This is a genomic window from Imperialibacter sp., from assembly GCF_048007035.1.
Taxonomy (GTDB): Bacteria; Bacteroidota; Bacteroidia; order Cytophagales; family Cyclobacteriaceae; genus Imperialibacter.
This window is the reverse complement of record NZ_CP180355.1, coordinates 933027-958534: the sequence shown is the minus strand read 5'-3', so window position 1 is coordinate 958534 and position 25508 is coordinate 933027. Positions and strand designations below refer to the sequence as shown.

General features: G+C 46.3%; 27 protein-coding genes. 9 read left to right on the top strand and 18 right to left on the bottom strand.

Going from position 1 to position 25508, the window contains the following annotated elements; all coding sequences use genetic code 11:
• Positions 1-142: 142 nt before the first annotated feature.
• Positions 143-1372: a cysteine desulfurase-like protein gene (locus ACMVP2_RS04295; protein WP_416866854.1), complete on the bottom strand. Its 1230-nt coding sequence runs from the start codon at positions 1370-1372 to the stop codon at positions 143-145.
• Positions 1373-1577: 205 nt separating this feature from the next.
• Here ACMVP2_RS04295 and ACMVP2_RS04290 point away from each other — a divergent pair, with 205 nt between their 5' ends.
• Positions 1578-1874 (top strand): hypothetical protein, encoded by a 297-nt coding sequence (locus ACMVP2_RS04290; protein ID WP_151999801.1) that lies wholly within the window; start codon positions 1578-1580, stop codon positions 1872-1874.
• Positions 1875-1936: 62 nt separating this feature from the next.
• On the opposite strand, the gene ACMVP2_RS04285 is transcribed toward ACMVP2_RS04290, so the two are convergent.
• Both ACMVP2_RS04285 and ACMVP2_RS04280 read right to left on the bottom strand, forming a co-directional pair.
• The gene (locus ACMVP2_RS04285) at positions 1937-2539 is read right to left on the bottom strand and encodes a trimeric intracellular cation channel family protein (protein WP_151999802.1); all 603 of its coding nucleotides are present in this window, start codon (positions 2537-2539) and stop codon (positions 1937-1939) included.
• A 65-nt stretch (positions 2540-2604) separates the two neighbouring features.
• The gene (locus ACMVP2_RS04280) at positions 2605-3441 is read right to left on the bottom strand and encodes an SDR family oxidoreductase (protein WP_416866853.1); all 837 of its coding nucleotides are present in this window, start codon (positions 3439-3441) and stop codon (positions 2605-2607) included.
• 213 nt (positions 3442-3654) lie between these two features.
• On the opposite strand from ACMVP2_RS04280, the gene ACMVP2_RS04275 reads away from it, so the two are divergent.
• On the top strand, positions 3655-4290 hold the full coding sequence (locus ACMVP2_RS04275) for a lysophospholipid acyltransferase family protein (protein WP_339788163.1): 636 nt from the start codon (positions 3655-3657) through the stop codon (positions 4288-4290).
• Between the two features lie 21 nt (positions 4291-4311).
• On the opposite strand, the gene ACMVP2_RS04270 is transcribed toward ACMVP2_RS04275, so the two are convergent.
• Genes ACMVP2_RS04270 through ACMVP2_RS04240 form a run of 7 tightly spaced genes read right to left on the bottom strand, consistent with a single transcriptional unit; the run spans position 4312 to position 12901 of the window.
• Positions 4312-4824, bottom strand: a complete 513-nt coding sequence (locus ACMVP2_RS04270) for a DinB family protein (protein WP_416866852.1) — start codon at positions 4822-4824, stop codon at positions 4312-4314.
• Positions 4825-4830: 6 nt separating this feature from the next.
• Positions 4831-5451: a Uma2 family endonuclease gene (locus ACMVP2_RS04265; protein ID WP_416866851.1), complete on the bottom strand. Its 621-nt coding sequence runs from the start codon at positions 5449-5451 to the stop codon at positions 4831-4833.
• 44 nt (positions 5452-5495) lie between these two features.
• Entirely contained in the window at positions 5496-7049 is a 1554-nt protein-coding gene (locus ACMVP2_RS04260) for an NFACT RNA binding domain-containing protein (RefSeq protein WP_416866850.1), read from the bottom strand.
• 27 nt (positions 7050-7076) lie between these two features.
• A complete protein-coding gene (locus tag ACMVP2_RS04255) occupies positions 7077-7838 on the bottom strand; it encodes an MBL fold metallo-hydrolase (RefSeq protein ID WP_416866849.1) in 762 nt (253 codons plus the stop codon).
• Positions 7835-8110, bottom strand: coding sequence for a hypothetical protein (locus ACMVP2_RS04250; protein WP_317487782.1), 276 nt, complete (start codon positions 8108-8110; stop codon positions 7835-7837). The genes ACMVP2_RS04255 and ACMVP2_RS04250 overlap by 4 nt, the downstream gene beginning before the upstream one ends.
• A 1-nt stretch (position 8111) precedes the next feature.
• A complete protein-coding gene (locus ACMVP2_RS04245; protein ID WP_317487781.1) occupies positions 8112-8480 on the bottom strand; it encodes a response regulator in 369 nt (122 codons plus the stop codon).
• 2 nt (positions 8481-8482) lie between these two features.
• Positions 8483-12901, bottom strand: coding sequence for a PAS domain S-box protein (locus ACMVP2_RS04240; RefSeq protein ID WP_416866848.1), 4419 nt, complete (start codon positions 12899-12901; stop codon positions 8483-8485).
• 96 nt (positions 12902-12997) lie between these two features.
• Between ACMVP2_RS04240 and miaA the strand changes: the two genes are divergently transcribed.
• Positions 12998-13918, top strand: coding sequence for a tRNA (adenosine(37)-N6)-dimethylallyltransferase MiaA (gene miaA, locus ACMVP2_RS04235; protein WP_416866847.1), 921 nt, complete (start codon positions 12998-13000; stop codon positions 13916-13918).
• Here miaA and ACMVP2_RS04230 read toward each other — a convergent pair.
• Positions 13915-14190: a hypothetical protein gene (locus ACMVP2_RS04230; RefSeq protein ID WP_339788141.1), complete on the bottom strand. Its 276-nt coding sequence runs from the start codon at positions 14188-14190 to the stop codon at positions 13915-13917. The genes miaA and ACMVP2_RS04230 overlap by 4 nt on opposite strands.
• Positions 14191-14195: 5 nt before the next feature.
• Positions 14196-15167 carry a 6-phosphofructokinase gene (gene pfkA, locus ACMVP2_RS04225; protein WP_339788139.1) on the bottom strand — a complete coding sequence of 324 codons (972 nt, stop codon included), beginning with the start codon at positions 15165-15167 and terminating at the stop codon, positions 14196-14198.
• A gap of 185 nt (positions 15168-15352) precedes the next feature.
• On the opposite strand from pfkA, the gene ACMVP2_RS04220 reads away from it, so the two are divergent.
• From ACMVP2_RS04220 to ACMVP2_RS04210, 3 genes are read left to right on the top strand one after another with little or no spacing between them, the layout of a single operon-like run.
• The gene (locus ACMVP2_RS04220; RefSeq protein ID WP_416866846.1) at positions 15353-16654 is read left to right on the top strand and encodes a glycosyltransferase; all 1302 of its coding nucleotides are present in this window, start codon (positions 15353-15355) and stop codon (positions 16652-16654) included.
• A 50-nt stretch (positions 16655-16704) separates the two neighbouring features.
• Positions 16705-17874 (top strand): dipeptidase, encoded by a 1170-nt coding sequence (locus ACMVP2_RS04215; protein ID WP_416866845.1) that lies wholly within the window; start codon positions 16705-16707, stop codon positions 17872-17874.
• Positions 17874-18986: a DegT/DnrJ/EryC1/StrS family aminotransferase gene (locus ACMVP2_RS04210; RefSeq protein WP_416866844.1), complete on the top strand. Its 1113-nt coding sequence runs from the start codon at positions 17874-17876 to the stop codon at positions 18984-18986. Before ACMVP2_RS04215 ends, ACMVP2_RS04210 begins: the two co-directional genes overlap by 1 nt.
• A gap of 4 nt (positions 18987-18990) precedes the next feature.
• On the opposite strand, the gene ACMVP2_RS04205 is transcribed toward ACMVP2_RS04210, so the two are convergent.
• Positions 18991-19368, bottom strand: a complete 378-nt coding sequence (locus ACMVP2_RS04205; protein WP_339794503.1) for a group III truncated hemoglobin — start codon at positions 19366-19368, stop codon at positions 18991-18993.
• A 189-nt stretch (positions 19369-19557) separates the two neighbouring features.
• Entirely contained in the window at positions 19558-19728 is a 171-nt protein-coding gene (locus ACMVP2_RS04200; protein WP_317487773.1) for a hypothetical protein, read from the bottom strand.
• A gap of 529 nt (positions 19729-20257) precedes the next feature.
• On the opposite strand from ACMVP2_RS04200, the gene ACMVP2_RS04195 reads away from it, so the two are divergent.
• The 3 genes from ACMVP2_RS04195 (at position 20258) to ACMVP2_RS04185 (ending at position 22346) form a co-directional block, all read left to right on the top strand.
• On the top strand, positions 20258-20449 hold the full coding sequence (locus tag ACMVP2_RS04195; protein ID WP_339794501.1) for a hypothetical protein: 192 nt from the start codon (positions 20258-20260) through the stop codon (positions 20447-20449).
• A 362-nt stretch (positions 20450-20811) separates the two neighbouring features.
• Positions 20812-21168: a PadR family transcriptional regulator gene (locus ACMVP2_RS04190; protein WP_317487772.1), complete on the top strand. Its 357-nt coding sequence runs from the start codon at positions 20812-20814 to the stop codon at positions 21166-21168.
• Complete coding sequence (locus tag ACMVP2_RS04185) at positions 21156-22346, top strand: hypothetical protein (protein WP_339794499.1); 1191 nt, start codon at positions 21156-21158, stop codon at positions 22344-22346. The genes ACMVP2_RS04190 and ACMVP2_RS04185 overlap by 13 nt, the downstream gene beginning before the upstream one ends.
• Positions 22347-22398: 52 nt before the next feature.
• Here the strand turns inward: ACMVP2_RS04185 and ACMVP2_RS04180 are convergent, their stop codons facing one another.
• From ACMVP2_RS04180 to ACMVP2_RS04165, 4 genes are all read right to left on the bottom strand, one after another.
• Positions 22399-22866 carry a DoxX family protein gene (locus tag ACMVP2_RS04180; protein WP_339794497.1) on the bottom strand — a complete coding sequence of 156 codons (468 nt, stop codon included), beginning with the start codon at positions 22864-22866 and terminating at the stop codon, positions 22399-22401.
• Positions 22867-22879: 13 nt separating this feature from the next.
• Positions 22880-23233, bottom strand: coding sequence for a nuclear transport factor 2 family protein (locus tag ACMVP2_RS04175; protein WP_339794495.1), 354 nt, complete (start codon positions 23231-23233; stop codon positions 22880-22882).
• Between the two features lie 94 nt (positions 23234-23327).
• Complete coding sequence (locus ACMVP2_RS04170) at positions 23328-23912, bottom strand: Crp/Fnr family transcriptional regulator (RefSeq protein WP_339794492.1); 585 nt, start codon at positions 23910-23912, stop codon at positions 23328-23330.
• Positions 23913-24023: 111 nt separating this feature from the next.
• Positions 24024-25508 (bottom strand): polysaccharide biosynthesis C-terminal domain-containing protein, encoded by a 1485-nt coding sequence (locus ACMVP2_RS04165; protein ID WP_339794490.1) that lies wholly within the window; start codon positions 25506-25508, stop codon positions 24024-24026.

Below are 25508 nucleotides of genomic sequence, written 5' to 3'. Positions count from 1 at the left end.
GATTAGTCCTTTTGAGTTTGAGTCTTGTAAATATTACGAAATTCTTCGTAAAAGGATGTTAAAAAAAGTTAAAGTCCTGGGCAGAAGGATTTAAGTAGTCAGCGGGAGATATTTTGAAGTGGGTGAAACCGAATGGAAAGGCCTACGTCAATTTTTTCACGGCCTTGACTACGTGATCAATTTCTTGTTCGGTGTTATAGAGTGAAATTCCCATACGGGTAACTCCACCTTTTTCCAGAAGGCCCAGTACTTCAATGGCACGCACGGCATAAAAATGGCCGTCCCAGGCGCAAATGTTTTCCGCCGCAAGCTGTTTGCAGACCTCTTCGGCCGTTTTTCCTTTGACTGTAAACGACACGGTGGGAGTTCTTTTTTCAGAAGAAAAATCCTGGCCCACAACCGTTATGCCCTTGATGGCCTTTAGTTCTGTGTAAAGTTTTGACGCCAGGGCGAACTCATGTTGACTTACTTTGGTGTAAGCATCATCCAGTTTTTCTCTCAGGTTATCGCCTGATCCCAATGAAGCGATAAAATCAACAGCGGCGGAAACACCAGCCATGGCCGCATGATTGAGCGTGCCGGTTTCAATGGAATAGGGGGCTATCTGGTCGGTGGTTCTTAGCCTGTCAGTTGGCAGCCTGTCGAGCAGGCCTGGCTTTGCATATAATATACCCACATGAGGCCCATAGAATTTGTAGGCCGAACAAATGAGGAAGTCGCAGCCAATGGCTTGCACATCGATGCTGAAGTGCGGCGCATAGTGAACTGCATCCAGCAGGAGCCAGGCACCCACCTTGTAGGTCATTTGCCTCACCAGTGCAAAATCGTTGACAGTGCCTATGGCGTTGCTCGACATGCCCATGCAAACCAGTCGGGTGTTTTCATTGAGCTTCTGCTCAAAATCAGCATAGTCCAGTGTGCCGATGGGTAAAAGCTTCACCTCCCGCACTTTGACACCAAAATCTCTCAGGGTAAGCCACGGCCCCCGGTTGGCCTCGTGGTCAAGTTGTGTGATCATTACTTCATCGCCAGGCTTGAGCAGCCTGCTCATTGCCCGGGCCAGCGAATAATTGATAGTGGTCATGTTCTGCCCAAGAGAGATGCACTCCGGGCCAGGAGCCCCCAGCAGGGTTGCCATCTTTGTCCGGGCGTCCGACATCACGTTATCGGTTTCCCGTGTGGTGACAAAGGCACCGTGGGTGTTGGCGTTGGACCGGCGATAGTAGGTTGAGATCGCTCTGATTACCTTCTCAGGTACTTGGGTGCCACCTGGGCCATCTAAAAAGATCAAAGGTTTCTTGTTGTGCAAACGCCTTAGAGCAGGAAACTGGTGATGTACGGACTGAGGATCGAACGCAGACTTTTTAGCCATGGGAGTGTGGAGTTTAGGAAGTCTAAGATGAGAAAAAACACGATATGGAGTATTGCTTTTTTGAGGGGCGGGCTGAATTTTTCCTCGCCATTCCGACTTTTTATTACTTAATAAATAATTAGAAACCATGTAAATTAGTGTACTTTCAAATTGTTCTGTATTTTGCCATGGTGTAGATTTGTCAAAACCTATATTTTAGTGGTCTATGAAAAAAGCGTGGATTGACTTTTTAAATTCTTTTAAGCCTACCTATTCGGTAACCGTACGTTTGTATCACGTAATTCCGAATTTTCCGGAAGTACAATCTTTTCAAGATCGGGAGGAGTTTGGTAAGGGGCAGTATCAGAAAGCGAAGCTGTACTATGACAGGGTTGTCAGAAAAAATATTGAGCACAAAGTGATGCCTGTAGAGGTGAGACTTATCAAGGGCAAAAAGACCGTGATGGAGTCCAGAAACTTCGGACCTGTTGATACGGTCAAGAACCTAAACGTTCCAGTTTAGAAGAGTGATGTTTTTAATGTGAAACCCCAAGCTGTCTTTTGACAGCTTTTGTGTTTTGTAGCCTACTTCAACTTTGGCAGTGACAGCCTGAACTTTACTGCCAGTAGCCGGATTACAACGATTACTCCAATGGAAATCAGCAGGTTGACATTGCGATCAATTTCAAACAGCCTTAGCGATAAGTAGCAAATAGCCCCAGCCAGACAGGCGGTAGCATAAATCTCTTTCCTGAAAATCACCGGCAGTTCGTTGGTCAGTGTGTCCCGGATCACCCCTCCCATAATAGCAGTAAACATGCCCATAATGGCTGCTATTTCCGGCCTTACACCAACAGAGAGGGCCTTTTCAACTCCCAAAATTGTAAAGAAGGCTATGCCCACAGTGTCGAAGAGCATGAAGGTTCGTTTCAGCCGGGAAACAAAGCCATACAAAATAAAAGTAACGATGACGCCAAGAATGATGGCGTAGAGGAAATTAATGTCACCAATCCATACCAGGGGATAGCTACCAAGCAGCACGTCCCTCAAGGTACCTCCTCCAATGGCTGTTAGAAAGCCAGTGAAGGCCGCAGCAAACCAGTCGGCTTCTTTGCCCTGCAACGCCAGGGCGCCAGAAATGGCAAAAAAGAATGTTCCGATAAGTTCGAGGGCGTATTGAAGATCCATAATCGTATAATTGACGCTTCAAAATTAGGGAAAGGGAACAACAATTAATGGCCATCTGCCTTGATTTAAGGCCAATCGAATTTTGTTAAATCTCCGAAAATGAAATCGTATTTCAGGTGGCTCTTAAGCTTCTCGTTGCTGACGATTTTAAAGGAGTTGACCTCAGCCGCAGCAAATTGAGGAGGAACCATACCCAAAACCTCAGCAGCCTTTGTATAGAAATCCCTTTTTGGTGGGTGAGTATCGCTGCAGCAGTTAAATGTGTAGCCACTCGCTTGCCCTTCGATTATTTTGTGAATGATGTTGACGCAATCGTCCCGGTGGATCAGGTTGACCAATTCTTCACCATTTGTCAGCCCTTTTTTTCCGGCAAAGAACCTGGCTGGCTGGCGGTCGTGGCCAATAAGGCCGGCCATGCGCAGAATGATCACCTCCTTGCCATTCAGTTCTCTCAGCCGGTCTTCAACTTCGAGCAAAACCTTCCCGGCTTCAGAGTCAGGCAGTAGCTGCATTTCTTCTGAGACAACTTCGTTGGTATTTGGATAGACAGACGTTGAGCTGATGTAAATGATTTTGCAAACAAACGACTTAGCCACGCCGTCCAAAAGGATACCAAATGAATTTCGGAACTGCTCAGCCCCGCCTTTTCTAACGCCCGGGGGGTAGTTGACCACCAGGATGTCCGATGTAAGAAAGTCCGATAGCTGGGAACAGTCGCCGCCGTCGGACAGCTGAATCAGGAACGGCTCGATGCCAGCTTTTTTCAGTATGGCAAGCTTTTCCGGGGAGGTGGTAGATCCTTTGACCTGAAATCCATTTTGAAGCAGGTGCCTGGCCAGCGGCAAGCCGAGCCAGCCACAACCTAAAACACTAACTGATCTCTTTGAGGTGCTGTTTTCCATGCGACACGATATTAACAAAAAGCCACCTTAATCCGCCCCCTAAATCAGTTTTATACCAACGGAGGGCTTTATCGAAAAACAATCGGGTGGTTTTTAGTGCTTTGTTTTAGCTTTGTGAGCATTCATCATAATCAATTATTAGTGTCTACGCCGTTTCGCCTTCTGTTTTGTGTCTTTTGGAGTATCCTTATGATTTCCTCCTCTCTGTTGATCATGATCATTACATTCAACAGAAAAATACCGGTTGTGATGGCACGCACCTGGTGGTCGCCTGGCATCTTATGGGCGTGTGGCGTTACGCTGAAAGTGGAAGGAACTGCACACGTCAATGACAAAGACTCCTATGTGTTTGTCAGCAATCACTTGTCATATCTTGATATTGCTGTTTTGTTCAGGGCAGTACCTGTTAACCTTTACTTTGTTGCTAAGCAGGAACTGAAAAAAGTGCCATTTCTTGGGTGGTACATGATGGGCACTGGGATGATCTTCGTTGACAGGAGCAACAGAGAAAAGGCTATTGAAAGCTTAAAAAAGGCTGGCCATCTCATTAAAGGAGGCAAAAACGTGCTGATGTTTCCGGAGGGAACCAGAAGTCGCAATGGAGAAGTTGGCATTTTCAAAAAGGGGCCATTTCTCTTAGCTTCTCAAGCCGGTGTGCATGTGGTTCCGGTGGCTATTAGTGGGTCGGAAAAAGTGTGGAAAGCAGGCAGGTTTGCTATAAAACCACATAAAGTAGATGTCCATATCGGCCTGCCTGTTAAGCATGATGGCAAAACGGATATCAACACATTTATTGGAAAAGCCAGGGAGCAGGTGATAGAGTTGAAGGCCATGCCAGCAGAGGCTTAGTGGTTTTTGCCGTACGTAAAATCATTGACCCTTTCTGTTAAGGTCGACATCGGCATAGAAGCCCAGGTCTTTGTTCCTCACCTGCTTCGTCCAGAAGGCAATTTGCCCGGTGTGGTAGGAGTAGTGCTCCACGGCATGAATAACATTGCCAACCCCTGAAAACTCGTAGGCTTGCACAGGCCGAACTCTAAGGAGCTCCTCGTCAGAGGTAGTTTGAATAACTTCAATGGCTTGAGCAACGGTGCTTTCAAGCTTCAACTGGAGCTCTTTTTTGCTGTAACCACCCTTTGCGTCAAACTCTTCATCTCTCACCCTACGGTCTTCTTTGCCTCCCAATGATGAAATAATATACTGTGTAATATTTCCACAGAGATGAAGAATGAGGTTACCCATGCTGTTGGATGAGGCGTTAGGGCGCTGCCATATTTCCTCCTCAGATAGTTGATCAAGGCATTTGGCTATTTTTTGCGTGTTTTCCTGCATGCGCATGATGGCATGCTGTTTAACTTCAACGGCAAGTGGGGATGGGTTCATTTTATATCAATAATCGAAAATATCGTTCACGTTAATTGTCAGTCCGGGAACGGCGGTGGAAGTCACGCTTTCGTCGTCTGTAAATTTTAAAGATGGGCTGTATTTTCCGTCACTACGCAGCACGAAAACTTCCACGACTTTTTCACCAGGATAGACCACCCAGTACTCTTTTACACCATTTTCTTCATACAGGCTAAACTTATCTTTGAGGTCTTTGGAAGAAGTGGATGGGGAGAGAATCTCTATCATGATGTCAGGTGCGCCACTGCAGCCTTTGTCGTCTAGTTTGGAGGGATCGCACACCACACAAATGTCTGGCTGAACCACGGAGAAAATCCGGTTATCGGGATCTGATGGTTTTTGTGGCAGCCGCACATCGAAGGGAGCAGCGTAGGCCTTGCATTTCTTTTTTCTTAAAAAGCTCCAAAGAATGCCATGGAGGTTTCCGCTAATGTCCTGATGTGCCCGGTTTGGGGCTGGCGACATATGGAAAACCTTTCCTTTGATCAACTCCACCCGCTCCTCGAAACTCCACCGAAGGTAGTGGGCGTAGCTATAGGTAGCTTCCGGCTCAAGCAACATGATGTCGTTGATGTCGGTCTCCGGTATTTGGTAGGGCTTTGCCATAAGATAAAGATAAATAATTGAACGGAGGCTGCAATGAATCCTCGTTAGTTTGGCAGCCCCGGCTCGACCATAATCACCTCTTCTCTCTCCACAATTACGGCTCCGGGATGGGCGCCCTTTGGTTTTCTCACCCATTTTTTTGGCGTGAAAATTACCGGGCAAAGTGTATCTGTTTTCCTTTTAGAATAGTAGGCAGCCAGAGCCGCCGCCTGCTCGATAACCGGCTTGGGGAAGTTTTGTCCTGCCCGCCATTTCAATACCACATGTGAGCCAGGCACATCTTTGGCATGCAGCCAAAGGTCGTTTTTTGTAGCGTACTTAAGGGTCAACTCGTCGTTGTTTTTGGCGTTGGTACCCACCCACGCCTCGTACAGCCCAATCTGGAACACTTTAAAAGGGCGGTTTATGGCGACCTGTCTCGATTCTTTCGCTAACCCGTGTTGTTGTATATACTGCCTGATGAGTTTCAGGTCTGTCATGTCTTCCAGATGCAGCAGATGTTCTGCAACAGTTTCCTCCAGCGCTTCCTTAGCAGCAATGGCTTCCTCCAGTTTCTCTATTTCAATCTTTTGGTTCTTGGCTTTCCGGTAAAAAATCTCTGCATTTTTCTGCGGGGTCAAAGCCCTCTTTAGCTTGATATTAACTGGCTGTCCGGTATAAAAATTGTCAAGCACTGCTTCCTCTTGCCCTTCTTTCACCTGGTGAAGGTTGGCCATAAGCACGTCGGCCAGTTGGGAGTAGCTTTTTCCCTCTTTCAGGTCAATCAATTTAGCTTTTGACTGTTTCAGGTAGCTTTCTGTTTGCTTCAACTCCTTTCTCAGGCGTTGCAATAGCGGGTGCAGCTCGGTCTTCAGGTAAAACTCCCTGCTGACCTTTTGCGCATAAACCGTAGTTGCCTCAATAGCCGAGTCAGTTTCCATGAGCACTTCCCCTGCTCTGAAAAGCAGCAGCTGCACCTTTTCCTGCCAACGGCAGATGTAGAACGTGGGATTTTCAAAAGCACCTAGCATCTCTGTTACCAGTACCCATTTCCTTTCTATCGTTGTGTCATCGTAGCCCAGCCCGTTCAGAAATGCTGTGGTTTCCTTACCCAAAATGGGGGCAAATTGTCTGAGCTCACCTTCCATTTCGTCAAAGTGCTCTCTTGTCAATGCAAGTGATGACTCAAGCTGTTCTTGTGTGAGCCCTTCGTCATCCAAAAGCTGGCTCCTGAAAAGCTTCTGGCTACCGTTTTTGTCGGTGCCGATGATGTTTGATCTGCTGCCATGCATCTTGAAGAGGAAGCTAAAACCATTGTTGAATGCCATGACAAACGAGCGATCACAGGGGGTGATGCTGACCATTTCCAACTGACCACCAACGGCTTCTGCAAAGAGGTCGACATTGTTTTTTTTGCCTCTGGCAAAGCTTTCAGGGAATGAAATGAAAGTGAGCTGGGGGATAAGGGAGACCCTGATAAACTTCTCTTCCTCGTTTCTGTAAAAGTGGAAAATGAGCTCATCTTTTTGCTGGCTGAAGCATGCGCCCAGTGTGAAGCCACCCCAGGTGGCATCCAGCTCCTTGCACAGCGGTTTCAGAAAGAAATAGTTGAGATGCATAGTTAGAGCAAACCTTGCAGCAGGGAATTAGAGCGTTAGCTGCTGACCGTCGTAAGCAAGATAGATGTTTTCAGGCAATTGAGCAGAGACATCCCTGTGCGACCCCAGCTTGTGGGAGATGTGCGTGAAGTAGGTTTGGTCGGCTTTTAGCTCCTGCGCCAGAGAAATGGCTTCGTCCAGGGTAAAGTGGGAGATGTGGGGCGTTTTCTGCAATGCATTAAGCACCAGCACCTTGCTTCCCTTTATTTTCTTCTTTTCCTCGTCCGAAATGTAGTTGGCATCAGTTATGTACGTGAAATCGCCAATTCTGAAACCAAACACTGGCAGCTTGAAGTGCATAACATTAATAGGCGTTATCGTCGTTTGGCCGATGGTGAATGGCTTCCCGTCAAGTAGCTTTACGTCCACCAATGGAACGCCGGGATACTTGTGGTCAGCAAAAATATAGGAGAACTCTCTCTTGAGCTGTGTGATAACCGCTGTGCTGGCATACACCGGCATGTCCATTTGCTGCAAAAAGTTAAAACTCCTGATATCGTCCAGTCCGGCGGTGTGGTCTTTGTGCTCATGAGTGAAGATGACAGCATCGAGTCTTTTGATTCGCTCACGGAGCATCTGCTGCCTGAAGTCTGGGCCGGTGTCTATCACCAGGCTAAGGCCATCAACCTCGATATGGACAGAGGATCGGAGGCGCTTGTCGTGAAAGTCAACCGATTGGCAAACTTCACAGTCGCAGGCGATGACTGGCACTCCCTGCGAGGTGCCGGTTCCGAGGAAGGTCAGCTTCAAATCTCCAGCTTGGTTTGGGTGAGCTCCAGAAGAAGCGATCTGTTTTTTTCGCTGAGGCCTTTTGGGTCGATTTCTATAGACTTCAGTATCTCGAGCAAGGCATTGATTTTCCCGTCAAGAGGGAAATACTTATTGACAATGGCAATTTTGGTGTCTCTTAAAATGCAGTAGCCGGAATGGAAACTGCCTTTTTCATAGCGGAGAATATAGTCCGACTCAGCGAAAATATCTTCTAATTTGTTGAGGAAATGTTTGCTGTATTTTACCTGCATATCAACTGGTATACTTCCTTACTTTTTCAACAAGCTGGTCAAAATTCAGAGGCTTGGGAATGAAGTCATTGATTCCATTAGCAAGAAATTCCTCCATGGTGTAATTCCGGGCGTTGCCGGTGATAGCAACAATAGGTATATTTTTTTTAGCCTCATCACTTAGGTTTCTCACCTTTTTTGTGCACTCGATACCGTCCATCACAGGCATGTTAATGTCCATTAGGATAAGATCAAAAGACTCTTCGTTGAGTTTTTGAAGCACTTGCTCCCCATTTTTTACCGAAGTGATTTGAAAATTTTGAAGCGTGAGAATCTTCTTGGTAAGGTTCTGAATAACTGAGCTATCTTCAGCGACTAGAATTTTTTTCATAATTATGATGAGGTTGAACTCGCACCCACAAATAACTTGTAATTTTCTTTAAATTCATCAAAGCTAGCCTCTATTTGAGCTAATTTCTTTTCTACTTCTTCGTAAATGCTGCGCTTTAGTTCCTGTTCAAGCTGAGTTACATACCAGGCGAAACGCTCTATGCCCAGGGTTCCGGAGTTGCCCTTCAGGGTATGCAGTTCCGACCTCAGCACTTCGTAATTGCTCACTCTCAGGGCGTCTTTGCAGTTTGCAAGACTCTCCTGGGCCTCCTTTAAGAAGTCGTTGAGCACCGACTCAACCATTTCGGCTCCACCATACTTGCTGAGCTCGTCCAGCACCAGCGTGTTCACAATTTTAAGGTCGTCAGGAACCTCGGCCATTTTTTGGACTACAATTTCGCTTGGCTTATTGTTCTCTATCCAATCCACCACTTTTTGGATGATGGTTTTGGCCTGAATCGGCTTGGAAATATAGTCGTCCAAACCACTATCGAGGAATTTCTTCCTGTCCTCTTCCATCGAATAGGCGGTCATGGCGATAATTGGGGGCTGATGGTCGAGGTTGAGGAGTTTAATCTCCCTGGTGACCTGCACACCATCTTTTTTAGGCATTTGTATGTCCATAAAAACGACGTTGTACTGGTGCTGCTGGATCATTTCAATAGCGTCGTCGCCGTTTTCTGCAAAGTCTACCCTGCATCCCGCTTTGATGAGGATATGCCCTGCTACCTTCCTGTTGACGTCATTGTCGTCCACCAGAAGGATATACGGAATTTTCTTGCTGAACACTTTCTGAATGGCCTCGTCGGTAAGGGGAAGGTTCCTTTCCTCGGGTTGCTCTATAATTTCAGCTTCGAAGGTAAACCAAAAGGTACTGCCAAGGCCGGGCGTAGAATAAACACCTATTTCACCGCCCATCGATTTGGTTAACTCCTTAGATATTGCCAGTCCGAGGCCTGTGCCGCCAAACTTTTTGGTCATAGAGTTGTCAACCTGGCTGAACGAGTCGAAGAGCTTCTTCAGGTCTTCTTTGCTTATCCCAATGCCAGAATCTTTGATCTTCACCTTCAAAATCAGGATGTCTCCCTTTCTCTTGTGCTCGTTGAGGCTGATGTAAATTTTGCCTCTTCCTTTGGAGAACTTGATGGCATTGGAGGTGAGATTCGAAAGAACTTGTAGCACCCTGGTTTCGTCAAGCAGGAAGTACTCCGGCAAGCTTTTCGCTACCGTATAATGAAGGCTGGTTTCGTTGATTGAAGCCTGCTGGCTAAATAGGTTATAAAGCTTGTCCAGCGTTCCCCGGAGGTTTACAGGCCTTTTTCTAATCTCCATTTTGCCGGCCTCAATTTTTGACAAATCGAGAATGTCGTTGAGAATGGTGAGGAGGGTTTCAGAAGACTTTTTAATTGTTCTGAGGTACTCGGACTGCTCCTTGTCGAGGTGTGTACTGCCTATCAGATCCAGCATGCCAATGATCCCGTTCATAGGTGTCCTAATCTCATGGCTCATGTTGGCCAGGAACCGCTCTTTGATCTTAAGTGACCTTTCTGCCAGTTCCTTTGCCTTGCGAAGCTCTTCATTGGTGCGGATCAGGGTGGTAATGTCTCTGGCAACACCTTCAATTTCAAGCGGGTAGTTTCTGCGGTATACCAGGCGGATGTTGCAGAGGCATTGCAGATCCTTTCCATCTTTTGTGTACAAGGTCGCCTCGAAGTTTCGTAGCCTTCTGTTCTTTCGAAGCTTGCTGAATACACTGTGGATGGAGTCGGACGAGCTGAAGAGTTCGTCTATATTTTTACCTATTACCTCCTTAGATGTGTAGCCTAAAAGCTCGATGACCGACGGGCTGATCATAGTGATCTTTCCCTTGGCATCGCAACGGAAGTAAATGTCCTGGAAGGATTCGAAGATATTCCTGAATTTCTCCTCACTTTCCTGCAGTGCCACTTCCGAAAGCTTCTTCTCAGTAATGTCGTTGGCGATAACCGAAATCTCTTCAATAGAACCGTCGGGAAGGAAGATGGGGTTGAGGAATACATCTCTCCATATTTTGTTGCCTTTGAGGTCAGTAACCTGGCTTTGGAAGTTGACGATTTCGCCACTAAAAGCACGGTCGTACTTGGTTTTCCAGAACTCGCTGAGACTTGGAACCAGAAAGTCGAAGCCGCTCTGACCACCCAGAGAGGGGGTAATGCCATAGTATCGCTGCAGCGCATCAGCATAGTTTTGGTTGAACGAAGTAAAGCAATAGTTCCTGTCGATGGACCAGATCTGGTGAGTAGTAGATTCAAAAATTGCCTTTAGTCTGGCGCTTTGGCTAATGATTTTCGCTTCGTTCGACTTGCGTTCGAGCGCAAGAGATACCTGGCTGGAGATGAAATCCAGCAGTTCAAGGTCTTTGTGGTTATAGGCTGTTCGGTCTTTGTAAGAATGGAACGAAATTACACCCGCCGGTTTACCATCGACATTGACCTGCACTCCCAGCCAAATAAGCGGAAGCTTGGCATGAAGGGGCAACTTTTTATTATCTGCAATCCGCCGAATACCGTCTTCGTAAATAATCAATGGCTTGCTTCTCTCAAACGTGAATTCAGCCAGCAGTTTGGTAATGCTTTTTAGCTGCTTGACTTCCGACGGCTCTTCTAACTCGGTGATGAGGTAAGGGAACTGGATTTTCCCTGTTTTTTCATCTTTGAGACTGATGGCAAAATTCTGAATCTTCAGTATTTTGTTAAGCTCCTCAAATACGTTGCGGTACAGCGCATCCAGATTGCTACTTGTGGTCGTCAGGTTGGCGATTTTGTAGTAGAGACTTTGCGCTTTTTCGGCACGTATCCTTTCGGTGATGTCGTAAAAGATACCTCTAAACTCTGTTGGGCTGCCATCCTGAATAGTGCAGTTGACTCGCCCGGAAACGTAGATATTCTTACCAAACTTACTGATAAAAACAGTTTCAAACTTCTCGATCCGCTCCCCACGCCCAATCTGGTTCAGGTTCTCAACTGTGCTGCTTTGGTAGTCTTTCGGTATCAAATCAGTAAGCCTCAGCTGGCTTATTTCTTCGTCATTGTACCCGAGTTTGGTTTTCCAGGCCTCATTCACAAACCTGAACTCTCCTTCCGAAGTGAAAATTTGAATAAGGTCGCTAGAATTGTCGAAGAGTTCTTTCAGTTGGGCGTTGGTCTTTTCTAACTCTTGTCGAACCTTCCGTCGTTCTGTAATATTTTCTCCAACGATGGTGATACCAATTACCTGACCCTTGGCATTCTTAAGTATAATGGAGCTAAACCGTATAATGAGGATTTCGTCTCCATCCAGCGTTATTACGCCAGTCAGTGCCTCGGTGTAGTCCTCTCTTTCTACCAGTGTTCGGAAACTTTTTTTGGTTACGTTGTCACCGCCGTAGGGCTGAAATACCTCAAACAGACTTTTGCCCATGAGGTCCCCGGCTGGTTTTCGGGTGGCCTTAAGAAATGCTTCATTACAGAACGTAATAATGCCCTCGCTGTTGGTGGTAAGCGAAAGAATTTTAGACTGGTTGAGCGATTTTTGTAGCTTTTTTTCGCTTTCCAACAATGCTTTTTCACGGCTTTCGGCCTCTTCTGCCAGCTTCCTCTCGGTAATGTCTATAGTGGCGGAAATATAGCCGGAGAACTTACCCAGGCTACTGACTCTCGGAATGCCGGTATCCAACACCCATCTGTATTTCTTGTCGTAGCGTCGCAGCCTGTAGGTAACCTCATATTTTTTACGACGCTTAAAAGCCAGGTCCATGGTAACTAGCACGTCATTCAGGTCTTCTTCATGAATGTTGGCAATCCATCCATTGTTTTGCTCTTCCTCTACTTCCTTGCCGGTAAACTTGAGCCATTGCTTGCTGAAGTAGTAGAAGAAGTTGTTGGAGTTGGTCATTCGCAACAGCACAGGAGCATTGTCGGCCAGAGATTGGAACGTCTTTTCTGATTCCAGAAAATACACATCGGCGTCATCGTCCTTGTTCTCCAGCTTGATTGTGCAAAGCAGGTGGTTGTTTTTCTCTTCGGTCAGTGCCGACAGCTTTATTTTGGAAAAAAAGACCTTTTCAGAGGAGTTTTGAATTTCTCCAACAAACTTTTGGGGGAGGCCAAGCAGGGCCAGTTTTATTTTTTGTTGGAACTTGTCAGCAGAGGCGCTGCCATCGGCCTGAAAATTCGGACAAAATTCAAAGACAGATTTTCCAACAATTTCCTTGCTACCAACCTTGAAAACCTCAAGAGCTTTTTCATTGCAGTTGACAATGATGTCATTGTTTAGCAGCAGGCTGATGTCGTTGCTGTCTTCTATAGACGTTTTAAACCGTGATTGTGCTATCCGAAGCTCAGCATTAAGCCTTTCGATCTCCTTCCGTAATTCTTCCGTAGTTTTGTTGTCAAGGCTGATCATGCATCAAAGGTAGTCTGCCAAACAGGCGACGTGTTGCCTAAAGTTAATAAAATTGCAAAAAGATAAGTAAACGAGCCTGATTTAAGGATGCCAATAATGAGTCGGAGTGATAAAAAGCTGATTGTAATTGTGGGGCCAACTGCCGTTGGAAAGACCGACCTGGCTTTCGACCTGGCTAAAAAGCTCCCGACTGAGATTGTCTCGGCCGACTCCAGACAGTTTTACCGGGAGTTGGAGGTTGGCACTGCAAAACCCGAGCCTTTTATGCTTGAACAGGTGAAACATCATTTTGTTAATAGCCTGTCCATTACTGAGGAGTACACAGCCGGGCAGTTCGAAAGAGATGCGCTGACCGTGCTGGCTGATGTTTTCAAAGAGAGAGACGTGGCCATCATGGTGGGTGGATCGGGTCTTTATGTGCAGGCGGTGTGCGACGGCATGGATGAAATGCCTGTTATCAAAGAAGGTGTGCGTGAGAAGTGGAATGCGAATGTGGTAGAAAACGGTCTTTCGGAAGTGAGAAAATTCGTTGAAGAGCACGACCCTGAGTTTTTTCAAGAGGTTGATAAAAACAACCCTGTGAGGCTTGTGAGAGCGGCTGAGGTAATTGAATCGACAGGGAAAGCGTTCTCTTCTTTCAGGATGCGGCAGAGCAAAAGTGAGCGGCCGTTTTCTACTATCAAAATAGGTCTTACGGCAGACCGCCAGCAGTTGTACGACCGCATCGACCTGCGCATGGATCAAATGATCTCCAACGGTCTTTTTGAAGAGGCTGAGTCTTTTTTTGGCAGCAGGCATCTCCAGTCGCTGCAAACGCTGGGCTATCAGGAGGTGTTCGGCTACCTGGAAGGCAACTACGACAAAGCAGAGGCTGTTCGGCTGCTCAAGCGGAACTCACGAAGGTACGCAAAGAGACAGCTGACCTGGTTTAGAAAAGATGCGGAGGTTCAGTGGTTTGACCGGCTGGCAACCGCTGAAGTGTATAAAATGCTTCGTGAGAACGGCCTCAACGTTTAGAACTTCCTCAACTTCATTAGCGTAGCCACAATGCGGTAGGGGAAGCTGGAAATCAGCTTGTTGTAACGAAACATCTGTGCTCTCAGGCTTCTAAGCTCTTTCGAGTCTTCTGAAGCCAGCTGCTGGTCAACCACTTCCAGGCTTCCGGAAAGCCCGAATTCGCTGGTCGAGGCGAGTATCTTTTTTTTCTCAGAGCGAAGAAACTGGTTGACCACCATGCCCCAAAGCATGAGAAAGAGAGAAAGCGCCAGGAAGATGGGTAAAAAGCCCATGACAATTAGATGCTAAGAATTTCGACGAGCCGGATCAGATCCTGATCGAGGGGCTTCGATTTTGAAATGGCGATTTTCAGGTTGGTGTATACCACTTCTTTGTCTATAATACCTACCATTACATTTTTCTCACCATTCAAAAGACCCTCTACTGCAGCCAGCCCTAGTCTGGAAGCAAGAATCCTGTCAAAAGCGGTGGGGTTACCGCCTCGCTGGATGTGACCGAGCGTGGAAACCCGTATATCCGCTTTTGGCAAATGCGGCGCTACTTTGGCGGCAATTTCATGTGCATTGCCTTCCTCGCCTCCTTCGGCCACCACCACAATGGAGGAGGTCTTCTGTGCATCTTTACCTTTTTGAAGCGTATTAATGACTTCGTTGATGGTAGTAGAAGTTTCAGGCACCATCACCAATTCGGCACCGCCACCGATGCCTGACTGGATAGCAATGTAGCCTGAATGCCGTCCCATTACTTCTATAAAAAAGACCCTGTCGTGCGACATGGCCGTATCTCTTATCTTGTCAATGGCTTCGAGTGCAGTGTTTACCGCTGTATCAAAGCCAATCGTATAGTCAGAGCCAAATAAGTCGTTATCAATTGTGCCTGGCGCACCCACCACCGGGATGCCATATTCCTCAAAGAAGATATTAGCACCAGTAAAGGTGCCGTCTCCACCAATGGCAATCAGGCCTTCTATTCCTCTCGACGAAAGCTGCTCATAAGCCTTCTTGCGACCTTCCTTGGTCATGAAATCTTTACTTCTGGCCGATTTGAGTATCGTGCCGCCCCTTTGAACGATGTTGCTAACGGAATAGGACTTCATTTTATAGATGTCACCCTCGATCATTCCATTATAACCATACTTGATTCCGTAGATCTCAAGTTCATGATAAAGAGCACTTCTAACAACAGACCTTATACAAGCATTCATGCCAGGTGCATCACCACCCGAAGTAAATACAGCTATTTTCTTCATTAAAAAACCATTTGTTTGCGCTTAGCTCGCCAACCTTGTGAAAAGCAGAGACTTCTAACATTCTAAGGTAGGCACAAAAAGATAAATTTCTAACGCTTTTCGCTAATGCGTGGCAAATCTACTATTAATCTTGAAATGGCCAATGGTCTCTTTTTGTATGTTTGCTTATTCTTAGCCTAGCCGGGATGAAAAAACTGAAAGTATTGATAGTTACTTACTATTGGCCCCCGAGCGCTGGAGGGGGTGTTCAGAGATGGCTCAAACTTTCCAGTCACCTCCCGGAATTTGGTGTAGAGCCTATCATTTTCACTCCGGAAAATCCGGCATTCAGCCTCAAAGATGACACGCTGATAAGGGAAGTGGCTGATAATCTGGAGGTTTGGAAGTTTCCGATTTGGGAGCCACTAAAATACTTCGGTAAGGACGGACAGCCCAGGCAGGGGCAAGTGCTTGAGAAAAAGAAGAAAGGCTTTCTTGATACCTTCCTTATTTGGGCCAGAGCTACCTTTTTCATTCCCGACCCCAGAGTCTTTTGGGTCCGACCGTCGGTTCGCTTTCTGGCTCCAATGATTAAGAGCAATAACATTGACCTGATCATCACCACGGGGCCTCCGCACAGCATGCATTTGATTGGTATGAAGCTCCAAAAAAAGACGGGAGTAAAGTGGGTAGCCGACTTCAGAGACCCCTGGTCACAATGGGACATTCTCGACAAGCTTGGGGTGAAAGGGTGGGCTCGTAAACGTCACAGTTTTCTCGAACAAAAGGTAATCAAAAACTGTGATTTGCTCATAACGGTAAGTAATGCCTGGGCGGCCGATTTTAGCCGATTGGGTGCCACTAAAACGTTTGTATTAACGAATGGATACGACGAGCATGCTATGGAAAGTGAAAAGCCGACGGTGCCAGGTGGAAAATTTAGGCTTGCACATATTGGCATGCTCAATGAAATGAGAAACCCTCTGGTGTTATGGGAGGTGCTTTCGGAGTTATGCGTCGAAAACAGGGAGTTTGCTGCTGGTTTGGAAATTTACCTGGCAGGTATTCTTAGTGATCATGTGATTGCATCTATCGAGGCTTTTCCTGAGCTGAAGGGTAAGCTTGTTGTTGATGGCTACCTGTCGCATGGGAGTGCAAGAAGGGCGATGAAAACCAGCACAGTTCAATTGCTGGTAATGAATGACTCTGGCAACGCAAAAGGACACATACCAGGAAAGTTTTTTGAATACCTGGAGGCGAAGCGGCCGATTTTGGCTATCGGTGATTCTGCCGGAGATGTTGCCAAAATCATTGAGGATACGGGGGCAGGTGCATGTCTTGGGTTCAACGACAAGGTTGGAGTCAGGCGAGCGTTAGAGAAACAATTTGCTGATTTCAAAACTGACCGACCATTTGCACCTAAGCACTTTGACAAATATGCCAGGAGGAGCCTCGCTATGAAGCTTTCAAACAAGTTGTTTGAAATTTTTGTACCAAAAGGGAAATGAATTTTTCGGACTGGTATATTGACACACGGTAAGGTCTAAAAGCTGTCTTGATGAGAATAGTTAAACTTTTTGTGCTGGTAGCTGCTGCGGTTCTGATAACAGGATACGTGCTTTTCAGACTTATAGCACCATCCGTTGTGGACAGGAAAATGAACACCATAGTGCTGGCTCCTCCCTACAAGGTAAGTGCGGCAGCGAGCGATCTTTATAGTGACCTTGATTTTGTAGCCGACCTTCATTGTGATGCGCTGCTTTGGGATAGGGATTTAACCGACAAGCATAGCTATGGGCATGTCGACTTCCCCAGAATGAAAGAAGCAAATGTGGCACTGCAGGCGTTCACTATTGTGACCAAGACGCCAAAAAACATGAACTTTGAGGCCAACGGGAGCGATACAGACAATATCACGCTACTAAGCCTGGCGCAGGGTCGCCCAGTTTTTAACCTCCTGAAAAGGGCGCTTGTTCAAAGCGGCTACCTGTACTCACTGGCCAGGGCGTCGGGTGGACAGTTTCGGGTAATAACGAGTAGTGCCGACTTGCAAAAGTTTATTGACGACCGTGAGCATGACAAGTCCTTATCTGCCGGATTTCTTGGGATAGAAGGAGCACATGCGCTGGAAGGCGAGTTGGCCAACGTCGACAAGCTGTTTGAGGCTGGGGTGAGGATGATAGGTCCGGTTCATTTTTTTGACAATGAGTTGGGCGGTTCTGCACACGGGATTAAAAAGGGTGGACTTACGGCGTTCGGACAAAAGGCGCTGAAGAGAATGGAACAACTGGGTATCACCATCGACGTATCCCATGCCGCCCCGGCGCTGATTGACGATATTTTGGCGATGGCCACCCGACCTTTGATAGTGTCGCATACCGGAGTGAAGGGAACCTGCAACAATGTGCGAAACCTTTCAAATGAGCATTTAAAGAAAATTGCTGACGGAGGAGGCTTAGTGGGGATTGCCATGTTTGAGCAGGCTGTTTGCGGTAATGGCGCCCGGGCGACAGCAGAAGCCATCAAATATACGGCAGACCTCATTGGTGTTGAGCATGTTGCACTCGGGTCCGATTTCGACGGAGCGGTGAAAACGCATTTTGATGTGACTGGCCTGCCGCTTATTGTAGATGAACTCATTGACTTGGGTATGTCAAAAGAAGATATTGCTCTCGTTATGGGCGGAAATGTTAAGCAGTTTTTATTGAAAAATCTTCCTGCAGAATAATGTCTGAGGCGACCTATATACCACATTTTAGTATCAGCCGACAACATCAGAAGCTGAGACCCGCTCTTGACGAGGCTTATGACAGGGTGCTGAGCAAAAGCTGGTTTGTTCTTGGCGAGGAGGTTAAAGCGTTTGAGAAGGAGTTTGGAGAGTATTTGGGCGTGAAGCACTGTATTGGCTGCGGCAATGGCACCGACGCCCTGGAGCTGGCATTGAAGGCTGCGGGTATAAAGGCCGGTGACGAAGTAATTGTTCCTGCCAATACTTGGGTTTCCGTAGCGGAATCGGTCATCAATGTGGGGGCTTCGCCTGTCTTCGCTGACGCCCTTCCCGGAGAATACATCATCGATCCGGCATCAGTTCAAAGGTGCATTTCTAAGACAACAAAAGCCATTATTGTCGTGCATCAGTATGGGCAGCCAGCGCACGTGAATGAATTGTTGGAAATACGAGACGCACATAAGCTGGTATTGATCGAAGACTGTGCCCATGCGCATGGAGCTGTTTATCAGGGGAAAAATGCAGGCACCATTGGAGACTTTGGCTGCTTTAGCTTTTACCCCACCAAGAACCTGGGCTGCCTGGGCGATGGGGGCGCAGTTGTTACCAACAACGACGAATATGCGGCTACAGTTCGGTTGGTGGGCAATCATGGACAGCCCGCACGGGATGTACATAAAGTGGCAGGTGGAAACAGTCGGCTGCACGAGCTTCAGGCAGCTTTTCTGAGATCGAAGCTTCCTTTGCTCGATCAGTGGAATGCAAGACGAAGATCCATCGCCACCCACTATATGTATGGTCTCGACAGGTCAATGTACCGCTTGCCACACATGGGCGATCCAGACTATGCCGTTTTTCATCAATATGTCTTTCAAACTGACGACAGGGAAAACCTGATCCGACACTTAGATCGTGGTGGTGTAGGTGCTGCTATTCACTATCCAGCCCCTATTAACGAACTTTCCCCATACCGGTCGTTCAGAAAAGACCCTGAGGGGCTGTCTGTTTGTTCGTCTGAAAAAAGCAGCATTCTTTCCCTTCCTATGTTTCCCGAGCTAACTGATGATGAAGTGCAAAGAGTGATCCACACACTAAATAATTTCAGAGGCTAGGTAATTACCTGCTTTGTTCCACTTTGTATTGCATGAGGTAGCGGATTTGGGAGGCTCTCGTCTTGGCCTCTTCTGCCTTTGGTCCTTCGAAGAGGTCGTCCACAGTGGCTGTCCATAGTTCCAGCCAGCGGTCGAAGTGTTCTTTTTTCAACTGCTCTTTCTTGTCCAGTTGGATATGCACCGACATCGGATTGCCTTTGTAAGACATTATTCCCAGCAGGGTGGTCTCCCAAAACTTATACATGGTGGGCATGTGCCTGGCAAAATCAAGTGCAGCTATGTCGGTGAAAATGTAACCTATCGTACCGTCGGTTCTGACTTTGCTATAGAACTGGTCAACCAGTTTTTCGATGTCTGATCTGGATGCAATATCCTGCTTCATTGCTTGCCGCTTTTTCAAATACTGATGCAAGTATAAAGAGCAGAGAAATTTCTTTTTATGATTATCATCATGTGTATAAAAAAAAGAAGCCCACACCTGTTGATCCCCGAAGGGCAGGCATGGACTCCAAACTAATAAACCAGATCGATAGCCGTCGTTGGTCAGCTAAAGATTTCTTCAACGAGGATTTTACTTCGAAGCAAAATTCCTCATATATGTATTACACGCTGTTTCGCTTCCAATAAACATGATCGAGTATTCTTTCATTACCAACCAGGTATTGTCGTCCTTTGAGAATTTCAGAGTAAGCTGATCCTTTGATTTTGACACCTGAGCGAGCACTTTTGAAAACCAGTTCATGATATTTTTTTTGTTTGGTTATTCAATTATACGGAGGAAAAGGGAGCGAGAAATTTTGTTTCGACGAATAGGAAGCAGGTGTCGATAGAGCTGGGATATGAGACGACGTAGTAAAAATTGGTACTATTAAAATTATTTTTTGTGTTTTTCAGATAAGTAATTCCGGAAAACTAAATCTACCTGGCTGTTTAGGCACCAAGCCGGGGCTGGGTTCAAAGCCTGCATTGGTTAAAGAGCACCCGGTTTAGAGTTCCAATTATGAAGATGTCACTTCCGAGCGAAATTTCGCAAGTAAATGTTGCATTGCATTTCGTCTCCCATAAACAGGATCGAGTGCTCCTTCATCACAAGCCATACATTGTCATCCTTTGAATACTTCAGCCTAAGTTCACTTTTTGGCTTTAATATCTTCGTAAGAACTGCGGGTAGCCACGACATATCATTTAGTAGTTGATTTGCCTATTAATACAGTATGCAAAACAGAAGTAAGTGACGTTTCGATGAAGTGGAATTTGCCATCGACAGACCCATGCGGCAACACGATCGACCAGAAAAAGAATTGCTCAAGCTGACTGACATCATTTGGATGAGCAACAAAAACAAAAAAGCCATACCTGTTAGTCCCCGAAGGGCAGGTATGGGCTTCAAACCAATTAACCAGATCGATAGCCAACAAAAGGCTGACTATTTTATTTTAAGGGCAAATTATTTCGAAATGTGATTCCACATATAAGCATTACACTGCGGCTCGTCACCAATGTAAAGAATATCGTATCCCTTCATTACCAACCAGAGATTGTCTTGCTTTGAGAATTTCATCACCAGTTGGTTATTTGATTTTTTTGAGAAAAGTTTCGTTAGCCAGTTCATAGTATAGATTGTTTGTTTTGATCGTTTATACCCCTCCAGAATGCCTGGTAACCGTTGTTTCGATGAACACTACCAGAGAGGCGACGGACCAGAGGTAATTGAAGATGTGTCCTTTTTGGAGCTCCCTAATGATAGTCTAGTGCCGAAATATAGGCGTAGTACTTGTGTTTTAATTTTCAATCGCATATGTTTAAGAAAATTAAATATATAACAATGTCATCATCTGAATTTATAAAAGGCACGCTGAAGACCATTATTCTGAAACTCCTTGCCGAAAACAAGCAAATGTATGGGTATGAGATCAGCCAGAAAGTGGAGGAGCTTTCAGCAAGCGAGATCAAACTGACCTATGGTGCTCTTTACCCCGTTCTTTACAAGTTGGAGAATGAGGGGTTGCTGGTTGCCGAAACCGAGGTGGTGGACGGGCGTGCCAGAAAGTACTATTCGCTTACGCCACAGGGAGTGGAGCTGGCAAAAGTAAAAGTGTCGGAATTGCAAAAATTCACGGAAACATTGAAAAACATACTGCTACCTGCACCTAACATAAGCCTGGAGATATGGGGGGCTTGAACAAAGAGCAGCTTCAGGCCATCAGAGACTACCTTGCCCGCCAGGGTATGACCTACAAGCCCCTGCAGGATGAGATGCTTGATCATGTCAGCTGCGACATAGAAAAGCTGATAGCATTCGGGCAGTCTTTTGATGCTGCCTGGCTGGCGATCACTAAGGAACTACCTCCAAAACAAATTCAAACGATACAATTAGAAACCATGGAAACAATGAACAAAAGAGAATCGCTCTCGAAGTGGTTTGCCTACCTTTCTTTTTTCCTGCTTTTCGCAGGATCGGTATTTAAACTGATGAAGTTTCCCGGTGCCGGGCAAATGCTAATCGGATCATTTATAGCCATTGCGCTTGCGTTGATTAGCGGATCTACGTTTGGAATGATAGCTAATAAAGAAAAGAGGGGAGCGTGGCTGCTTGTAGCAATCCTGGTGGGAGTGCTGCTGTTTCTGGCTTCATTTACTTTTCAAATCCTGCACCTGCCAGGAGCTATTGAGCTGAGGACAATGGCAGTGGTGGCACTGTGTTTATCTTACTCCATTTCTTTTTTCTACCTGAGAGGCAACGAAAATTATCTGTTGCCCTGGCTTCACGAAAGGTATACGCCAGCTATTGAAAGATTTATTTTCATATTATTTGCAGCAGTATTTGTGTTGAGAATGCCTTCGCTGACGTTGGGGTACGAAGATTTTGTGTCTCGAATATTGCTGGTTATTACCATTGCTTCTGCCGGGCTTCATTTCCATGCCATAAGCTGGCAATATCTGAAGGCTGAGGAAAAGCCAGGCGTAATCTTTTCTCTTGGGTTGTCCTTTAGCTTGATTGTTTTTATGCTACCAGCCCTGGTTGATTTCCTTGATATAAACGCAAGAGGGGTGCTAACCGTATTGTTCTGGCCAGTAGCTGGATTTATTGCGACCCATATGGGAGTAGAGAATGGCAAACAAAAGGCTATCTCCCTGGCCGCCACCGCATTTATTACGGCTGTCTCTTCCGTATGGGCCTTGGTTGCAGCAGGCTTCTTCGTCACAGCGGCCAACGGTTGGGTATTCAATGGGTTCGTGTTGGCAGCTCTTCTATCTCTATCGGTCTTTTTCAGGCAGAACCGATTTTTCAGGATGTACATGCTCGTCGTGATTAGCCACTACCTTTTTGTGTACCCGTGGGAGCTGGGGCTTTGGTAAAATTTGTAGATGCTGGTTGTGATTCGTCAGTCTCAAAGCCAGCATCTACCTTTTAAAAGGAATGGGCTTGCTCAGGTAGTACGCCGGATAAGCACTTGTCAACAGAGTATCTACCACCTCCGGAAAGGAGCAGTGCAGTACTTATTGCTACCCACAGGATGAAGAACTCAATCCCTTCTCCAGGCTGATTTCCATACCAGTTCATAAAAAAACCATGTTGCAAGTGAGAGGTCGTAACAATTCCTATCGCAAGCAAAATGTAGGAGGCAGCCAAAATTCTCGTAGCAAAACCGGCCAGCAGAACAATAGAGCCTAGTGCTTCTAATAGGATCACCAGAAAGCCGAGCACCCAAGGTATTCCAACAATTTCGGTGAAGAAGGTCATCGTTCCATCAAAGCCATAACCCTCAAACCAGCCAAAAAGCTTTTGGGCGCCATGAGGAAAAATGACAAGACCAAGTAGCACTCTCAAAACGAAAGGCTCCCATGTATCGGGGGTTTTAAAAATTTTGTTGATCATGATTGCTTCCTTTTCAAACCCCGTAGTAGAATTTCTCAAGTACGATTTGGCCGTTCCGCCATTCCTGCACAGATATCTGGGTGTAGGTTCTGGTTCCCCAGTCTTTGTGGGTGTAATCGTAGTGCCATTCCACCATGGTCACGCTTTCACCAACAGCAACCTTAAGCGGTTTCGCCCCTCTAAACTCTGTGATTGCTGCGAAAAACTCTTCTTCCCGCTTTCTGTTGGCAGCCTTGCCCACAGTGGGCTTCGTTTCGTTTTCCTGCATTACTACATCTTCATGGTAGTACCTTTCAAAGGCTTCCATGGCCTTACCCTGAAGAACCAGGTCGTTCAGGTCACTAATCTTTTCTAACAATGTTGACATATTACTTTGTGTTTTTGTGTGACACAAAGTTCCGACCTGAGATGCTGGGGGAGAATAAACCAGATTAAAAAGGGAGGTTGAACTAGATTAATATCTATTGTTCATGGATAAGCTGACTTCTGATTTTGCTGAGAAACTCCTTGGTGATACCAAGGTAAGAAGCAATCATATATTGAGGCACACGTTGCTCTATTAGAGGATATTTTTTTCTAAAAGTCAGGTATCTCTCCTTAGCAGGAACGCTCATACTTTGCACTATCCTATCTTGCGAGGCCACAAAGGCGTTTTGAATAATGATCCGGAAGAATCGTTCGAGTGATGGGATTTTTTGGTAAAGCTCTTCTAGCTTCTCATGATGGATTTGGATAAGCTCAGTAGTCTCCAAACAAAGTACGTTGTAGTCGGCAGGCTTTTGCTTGATAAAGCTACCCAAATCGGCGACCCACCAGTTTTCTATTGCGAACATGGCAATATGCTCGTGTCCGTCCGGATCTACATAAAATGACTTCAGACAGCCTGATAACACAAAGCTTTCAAATTGGCAAATGTCGCCTTGTTGCACGACGTACTGTCCTTTTAGATACCGCCTCTGATTGATATTGGCCAGCATCAAATGCTGCTCTTCTACGGTAAGAGTTATATACCTGGCGATATAGTCAAATAGTGGTAGGGCGTTCACTTTCTTTAAAGGTTAAGTCAACAGTTGGTAAACGTGATTTCCTGGCTCCGGGATTAGCTCTTTTTCAAACCACGGATTCTTCTTTTGCTATATCCGTTTTCTGACGGTGAGTTACTTCCTAAACCTACCCCAAACCACCTTTACCAACTCATTCACATCCGGCGAAATTCTAAAAAGTAAAACGGCTCCGCCAAATAAGATTGTGATCATTGCGGACCGGACGAAAATATCCAAAAATACATTTGAAAATATAGGAAGGTAGGTACCCGCAACGAGCACCATGCCTGAAATGACCAGCATCCCCACATTTTTCCATGTGAATGGCTGAACGCCGAGTTTCACCCAAACAAAAATCATCTTCACCAAATTGTAAATGAAGAGAGAAATGGCAGAGGCCCAGGCTGCTCCATCAATGCCATAGAGCGGAATAAGCCACAGGTTAAGCATAACAGCCAGGATAGCCAGGATAACCAACGACGCCACGTTGAACCTGAAGTACTTCGACATCACAATGATCTCCCCGTTCAGGCTGAAAGTCATGTCCAGCAGTTTGCCCAAGCCGATGATGTTCACCACCGTAATCCCCTGGATGAAGGCTTCGTTGTTGGGAACCAGCGCAAAGATGGAATTGAGGTTGGCTGCAATGCCAATATAGAGCAATGACCCAGCGATCATCTGGTTGATGGACACCTTTTTGTACAACTTGTCTATCTCCACCATGTCGTGCTTGTCGAAAGCCCGGGAAATTAGCGGTGTTGTTATCTGCGTCAGCGCCCGGCGGGGCATTTCGATGACAACAGCGATGTAAAAGGCGGTCGTGTAGATGCCATTCCAGCTCAGGCCTATCATTCCGCTGATCATGATCTGATCAATATTCAAGATGATGAAAGAACCGCCGGCACCCAGCAACGCATACATGCTGTAGACCATCATTTCTTTCAGTTGTGGCCTTTCGAATGCAGAAAAAGAGAATTTGAGTGACAGCTGCTTGCGGTAAGCAAGATAGCCGAGCAGGTAAAGCAACGATACACCGTAGACCAAAATCATGGTGTAAACCATGACAGGGAAAGTGATGATATTCACAGCATAGAGCAGCACGGTGATACTTGTCCCAACCCTCACAAGCACTTCTTTGGCAAAGTTGGCCGCCACAATTTTTAAGAGCGCCCGGGAATATCCTTCGGCTACAGCCTGAAACGACATAACTAGCAGCACAGCCAAAATTACCCACTGATAGTCGTTGACCAACCCAGACTCCTTGGCAAAATAGTCCGTGATGGGCTCCCTGAAAATATTATAAAGCACAAGTGTAATCAGGTAACCGACGGTTACCCCAATGAACCCAAAGGCCAGTAGTTCGCCTGGGCCGTTTTTCTTTTTTTCGAACACCGGATAGTAGCGAACGGTGCATTGGGCGAGGCCAAGCTGGGCCAGCGGTAGCAGGAGGAAGGCAGCACTTGGAATTAGCCGCACCAGGCCAATTTCTTCCGGCGTCAGAAATTTTGGAAAAAGGATGAGCACATTGACATAGCCAATCACCACCCCCACATAGGTGAGCACTGTAGTGATAAAGCTCTGCCGGATGACTACGCCCAT

What these genes read in the sequence shown, in the direction of transcription:
- ACMVP2_RS04295 (WP_416866854.1), bottom strand. Translation starts at nt 1,372, where the DNA reads ATGGCTAAAAAGTCTGCGTTCGATCCTCAGTCCGTACATCACCAGTTT.
- ACMVP2_RS04290 (WP_151999801.1), top strand. Translation starts at nt 1,578, where the DNA reads ATGAAAAAAGCGTGGATTGACTTTTTAAATTCTTTTAAGCCTACCTAT.
- ACMVP2_RS04285 (WP_151999802.1), bottom strand. Translation starts at nt 2,539, where the DNA reads ATGGATCTTCAATACGCCCTCGAACTTATCGGAACATTCTTTTTTGCC.
- ACMVP2_RS04280 (WP_416866853.1), bottom strand. Translation starts at nt 3,441, where the DNA reads ATGGAAAACAGCACCTCAAAGAGATCAGTTAGTGTTTTAGGTTGTGGC.
- ACMVP2_RS04275 (WP_339788163.1), top strand. Translation starts at nt 3,655, where the DNA reads ATGATCATTACATTCAACAGAAAAATACCGGTTGTGATGGCACGCACC.
- ACMVP2_RS04270 (WP_416866852.1), bottom strand. Translation starts at nt 4,824, where the DNA reads ATGAACCCATCCCCACTTGCCGTTGAAGTTAAACAGCATGCCATCATG.
- ACMVP2_RS04265 (WP_416866851.1), bottom strand. Translation starts at nt 5,451, where the DNA reads ATGGCAAAGCCCTACCAAATACCGGAGACCGACATCAACGACATCATG.
- ACMVP2_RS04260 (WP_416866850.1), bottom strand. Translation starts at nt 7,049, where the DNA reads ATGCATCTCAACTATTTCTTTCTGAAACCGCTGTGCAAGGAGCTGGAT.
- ACMVP2_RS04250 (WP_317487782.1), bottom strand. Translation starts at nt 8,110, where the DNA reads ATGCAGGTAAAATACAGCAAACATTTCCTCAACAAATTAGAAGATATT.
- ACMVP2_RS04245 (WP_317487781.1), bottom strand. Translation starts at nt 8,480, where the DNA reads ATGAAAAAAATTCTAGTCGCTGAAGATAGCTCAGTTATTCAGAACCTT.
- ACMVP2_RS04240 (WP_416866848.1), bottom strand. Translation starts at nt 12,901, where the DNA reads ATGATCAGCCTTGACAACAAAACTACGGAAGAATTACGGAAGGAGATC.
- miaA (WP_416866847.1), top strand. Translation starts at nt 12,998, where the DNA reads ATGAGTCGGAGTGATAAAAAGCTGATTGTAATTGTGGGGCCAACTGCC.
- ACMVP2_RS04230 (WP_339788141.1), bottom strand. Translation starts at nt 14,190, where the DNA reads ATGGGCTTTTTACCCATCTTCCTGGCGCTTTCTCTCTTTCTCATGCTT.
- pfkA (WP_339788139.1), bottom strand. Translation starts at nt 15,167, where the DNA reads ATGAAGAAAATAGCTGTATTTACTTCGGGTGGTGATGCACCTGGCATG.
- ACMVP2_RS04220 (WP_416866846.1), top strand. Translation starts at nt 15,353, where the DNA reads ATGAAAAAACTGAAAGTATTGATAGTTACTTACTATTGGCCCCCGAGC.
- ACMVP2_RS04215 (WP_416866845.1), top strand. Translation starts at nt 16,705, where the DNA reads ATGAGAATAGTTAAACTTTTTGTGCTGGTAGCTGCTGCGGTTCTGATA.
- ACMVP2_RS04210 (WP_416866844.1), top strand. Translation starts at nt 17,874, where the DNA reads ATGTCTGAGGCGACCTATATACCACATTTTAGTATCAGCCGACAACAT.
- ACMVP2_RS04205 (WP_339794503.1), bottom strand. Translation starts at nt 19,368, where the DNA reads ATGAAGCAGGATATTGCATCCAGATCAGACATCGAAAAACTGGTTGAC.
- ACMVP2_RS04200 (WP_317487773.1), bottom strand. Translation starts at nt 19,728, where the DNA reads ATGAACTGGTTTTCAAAAGTGCTCGCTCAGGTGTCAAAATCAAAGGAT.
- ACMVP2_RS04195 (WP_339794501.1), top strand. Translation starts at nt 20,258, where the DNA reads ATGCGGCAACACGATCGACCAGAAAAAGAATTGCTCAAGCTGACTGAC.
- ACMVP2_RS04190 (WP_317487772.1), top strand. Translation starts at nt 20,812, where the DNA reads ATGTCATCATCTGAATTTATAAAAGGCACGCTGAAGACCATTATTCTG.
- ACMVP2_RS04185 (WP_339794499.1), top strand. Translation starts at nt 21,156, where the DNA reads ATGGGGGGCTTGAACAAAGAGCAGCTTCAGGCCATCAGAGACTACCTT.
- ACMVP2_RS04180 (WP_339794497.1), bottom strand. Translation starts at nt 22,866, where the DNA reads ATGATCAACAAAATTTTTAAAACCCCCGATACATGGGAGCCTTTCGTT.
- ACMVP2_RS04175 (WP_339794495.1), bottom strand. Translation starts at nt 23,233, where the DNA reads ATGTCAACATTGTTAGAAAAGATTAGTGACCTGAACGACCTGGTTCTT.
- ACMVP2_RS04165 (WP_339794490.1), bottom strand. Translation starts at nt 25,508, where the DNA reads ATGGGCGTAGTCATCCGGCAGAGCTTTATCACTACAGTGCTCACCTAT.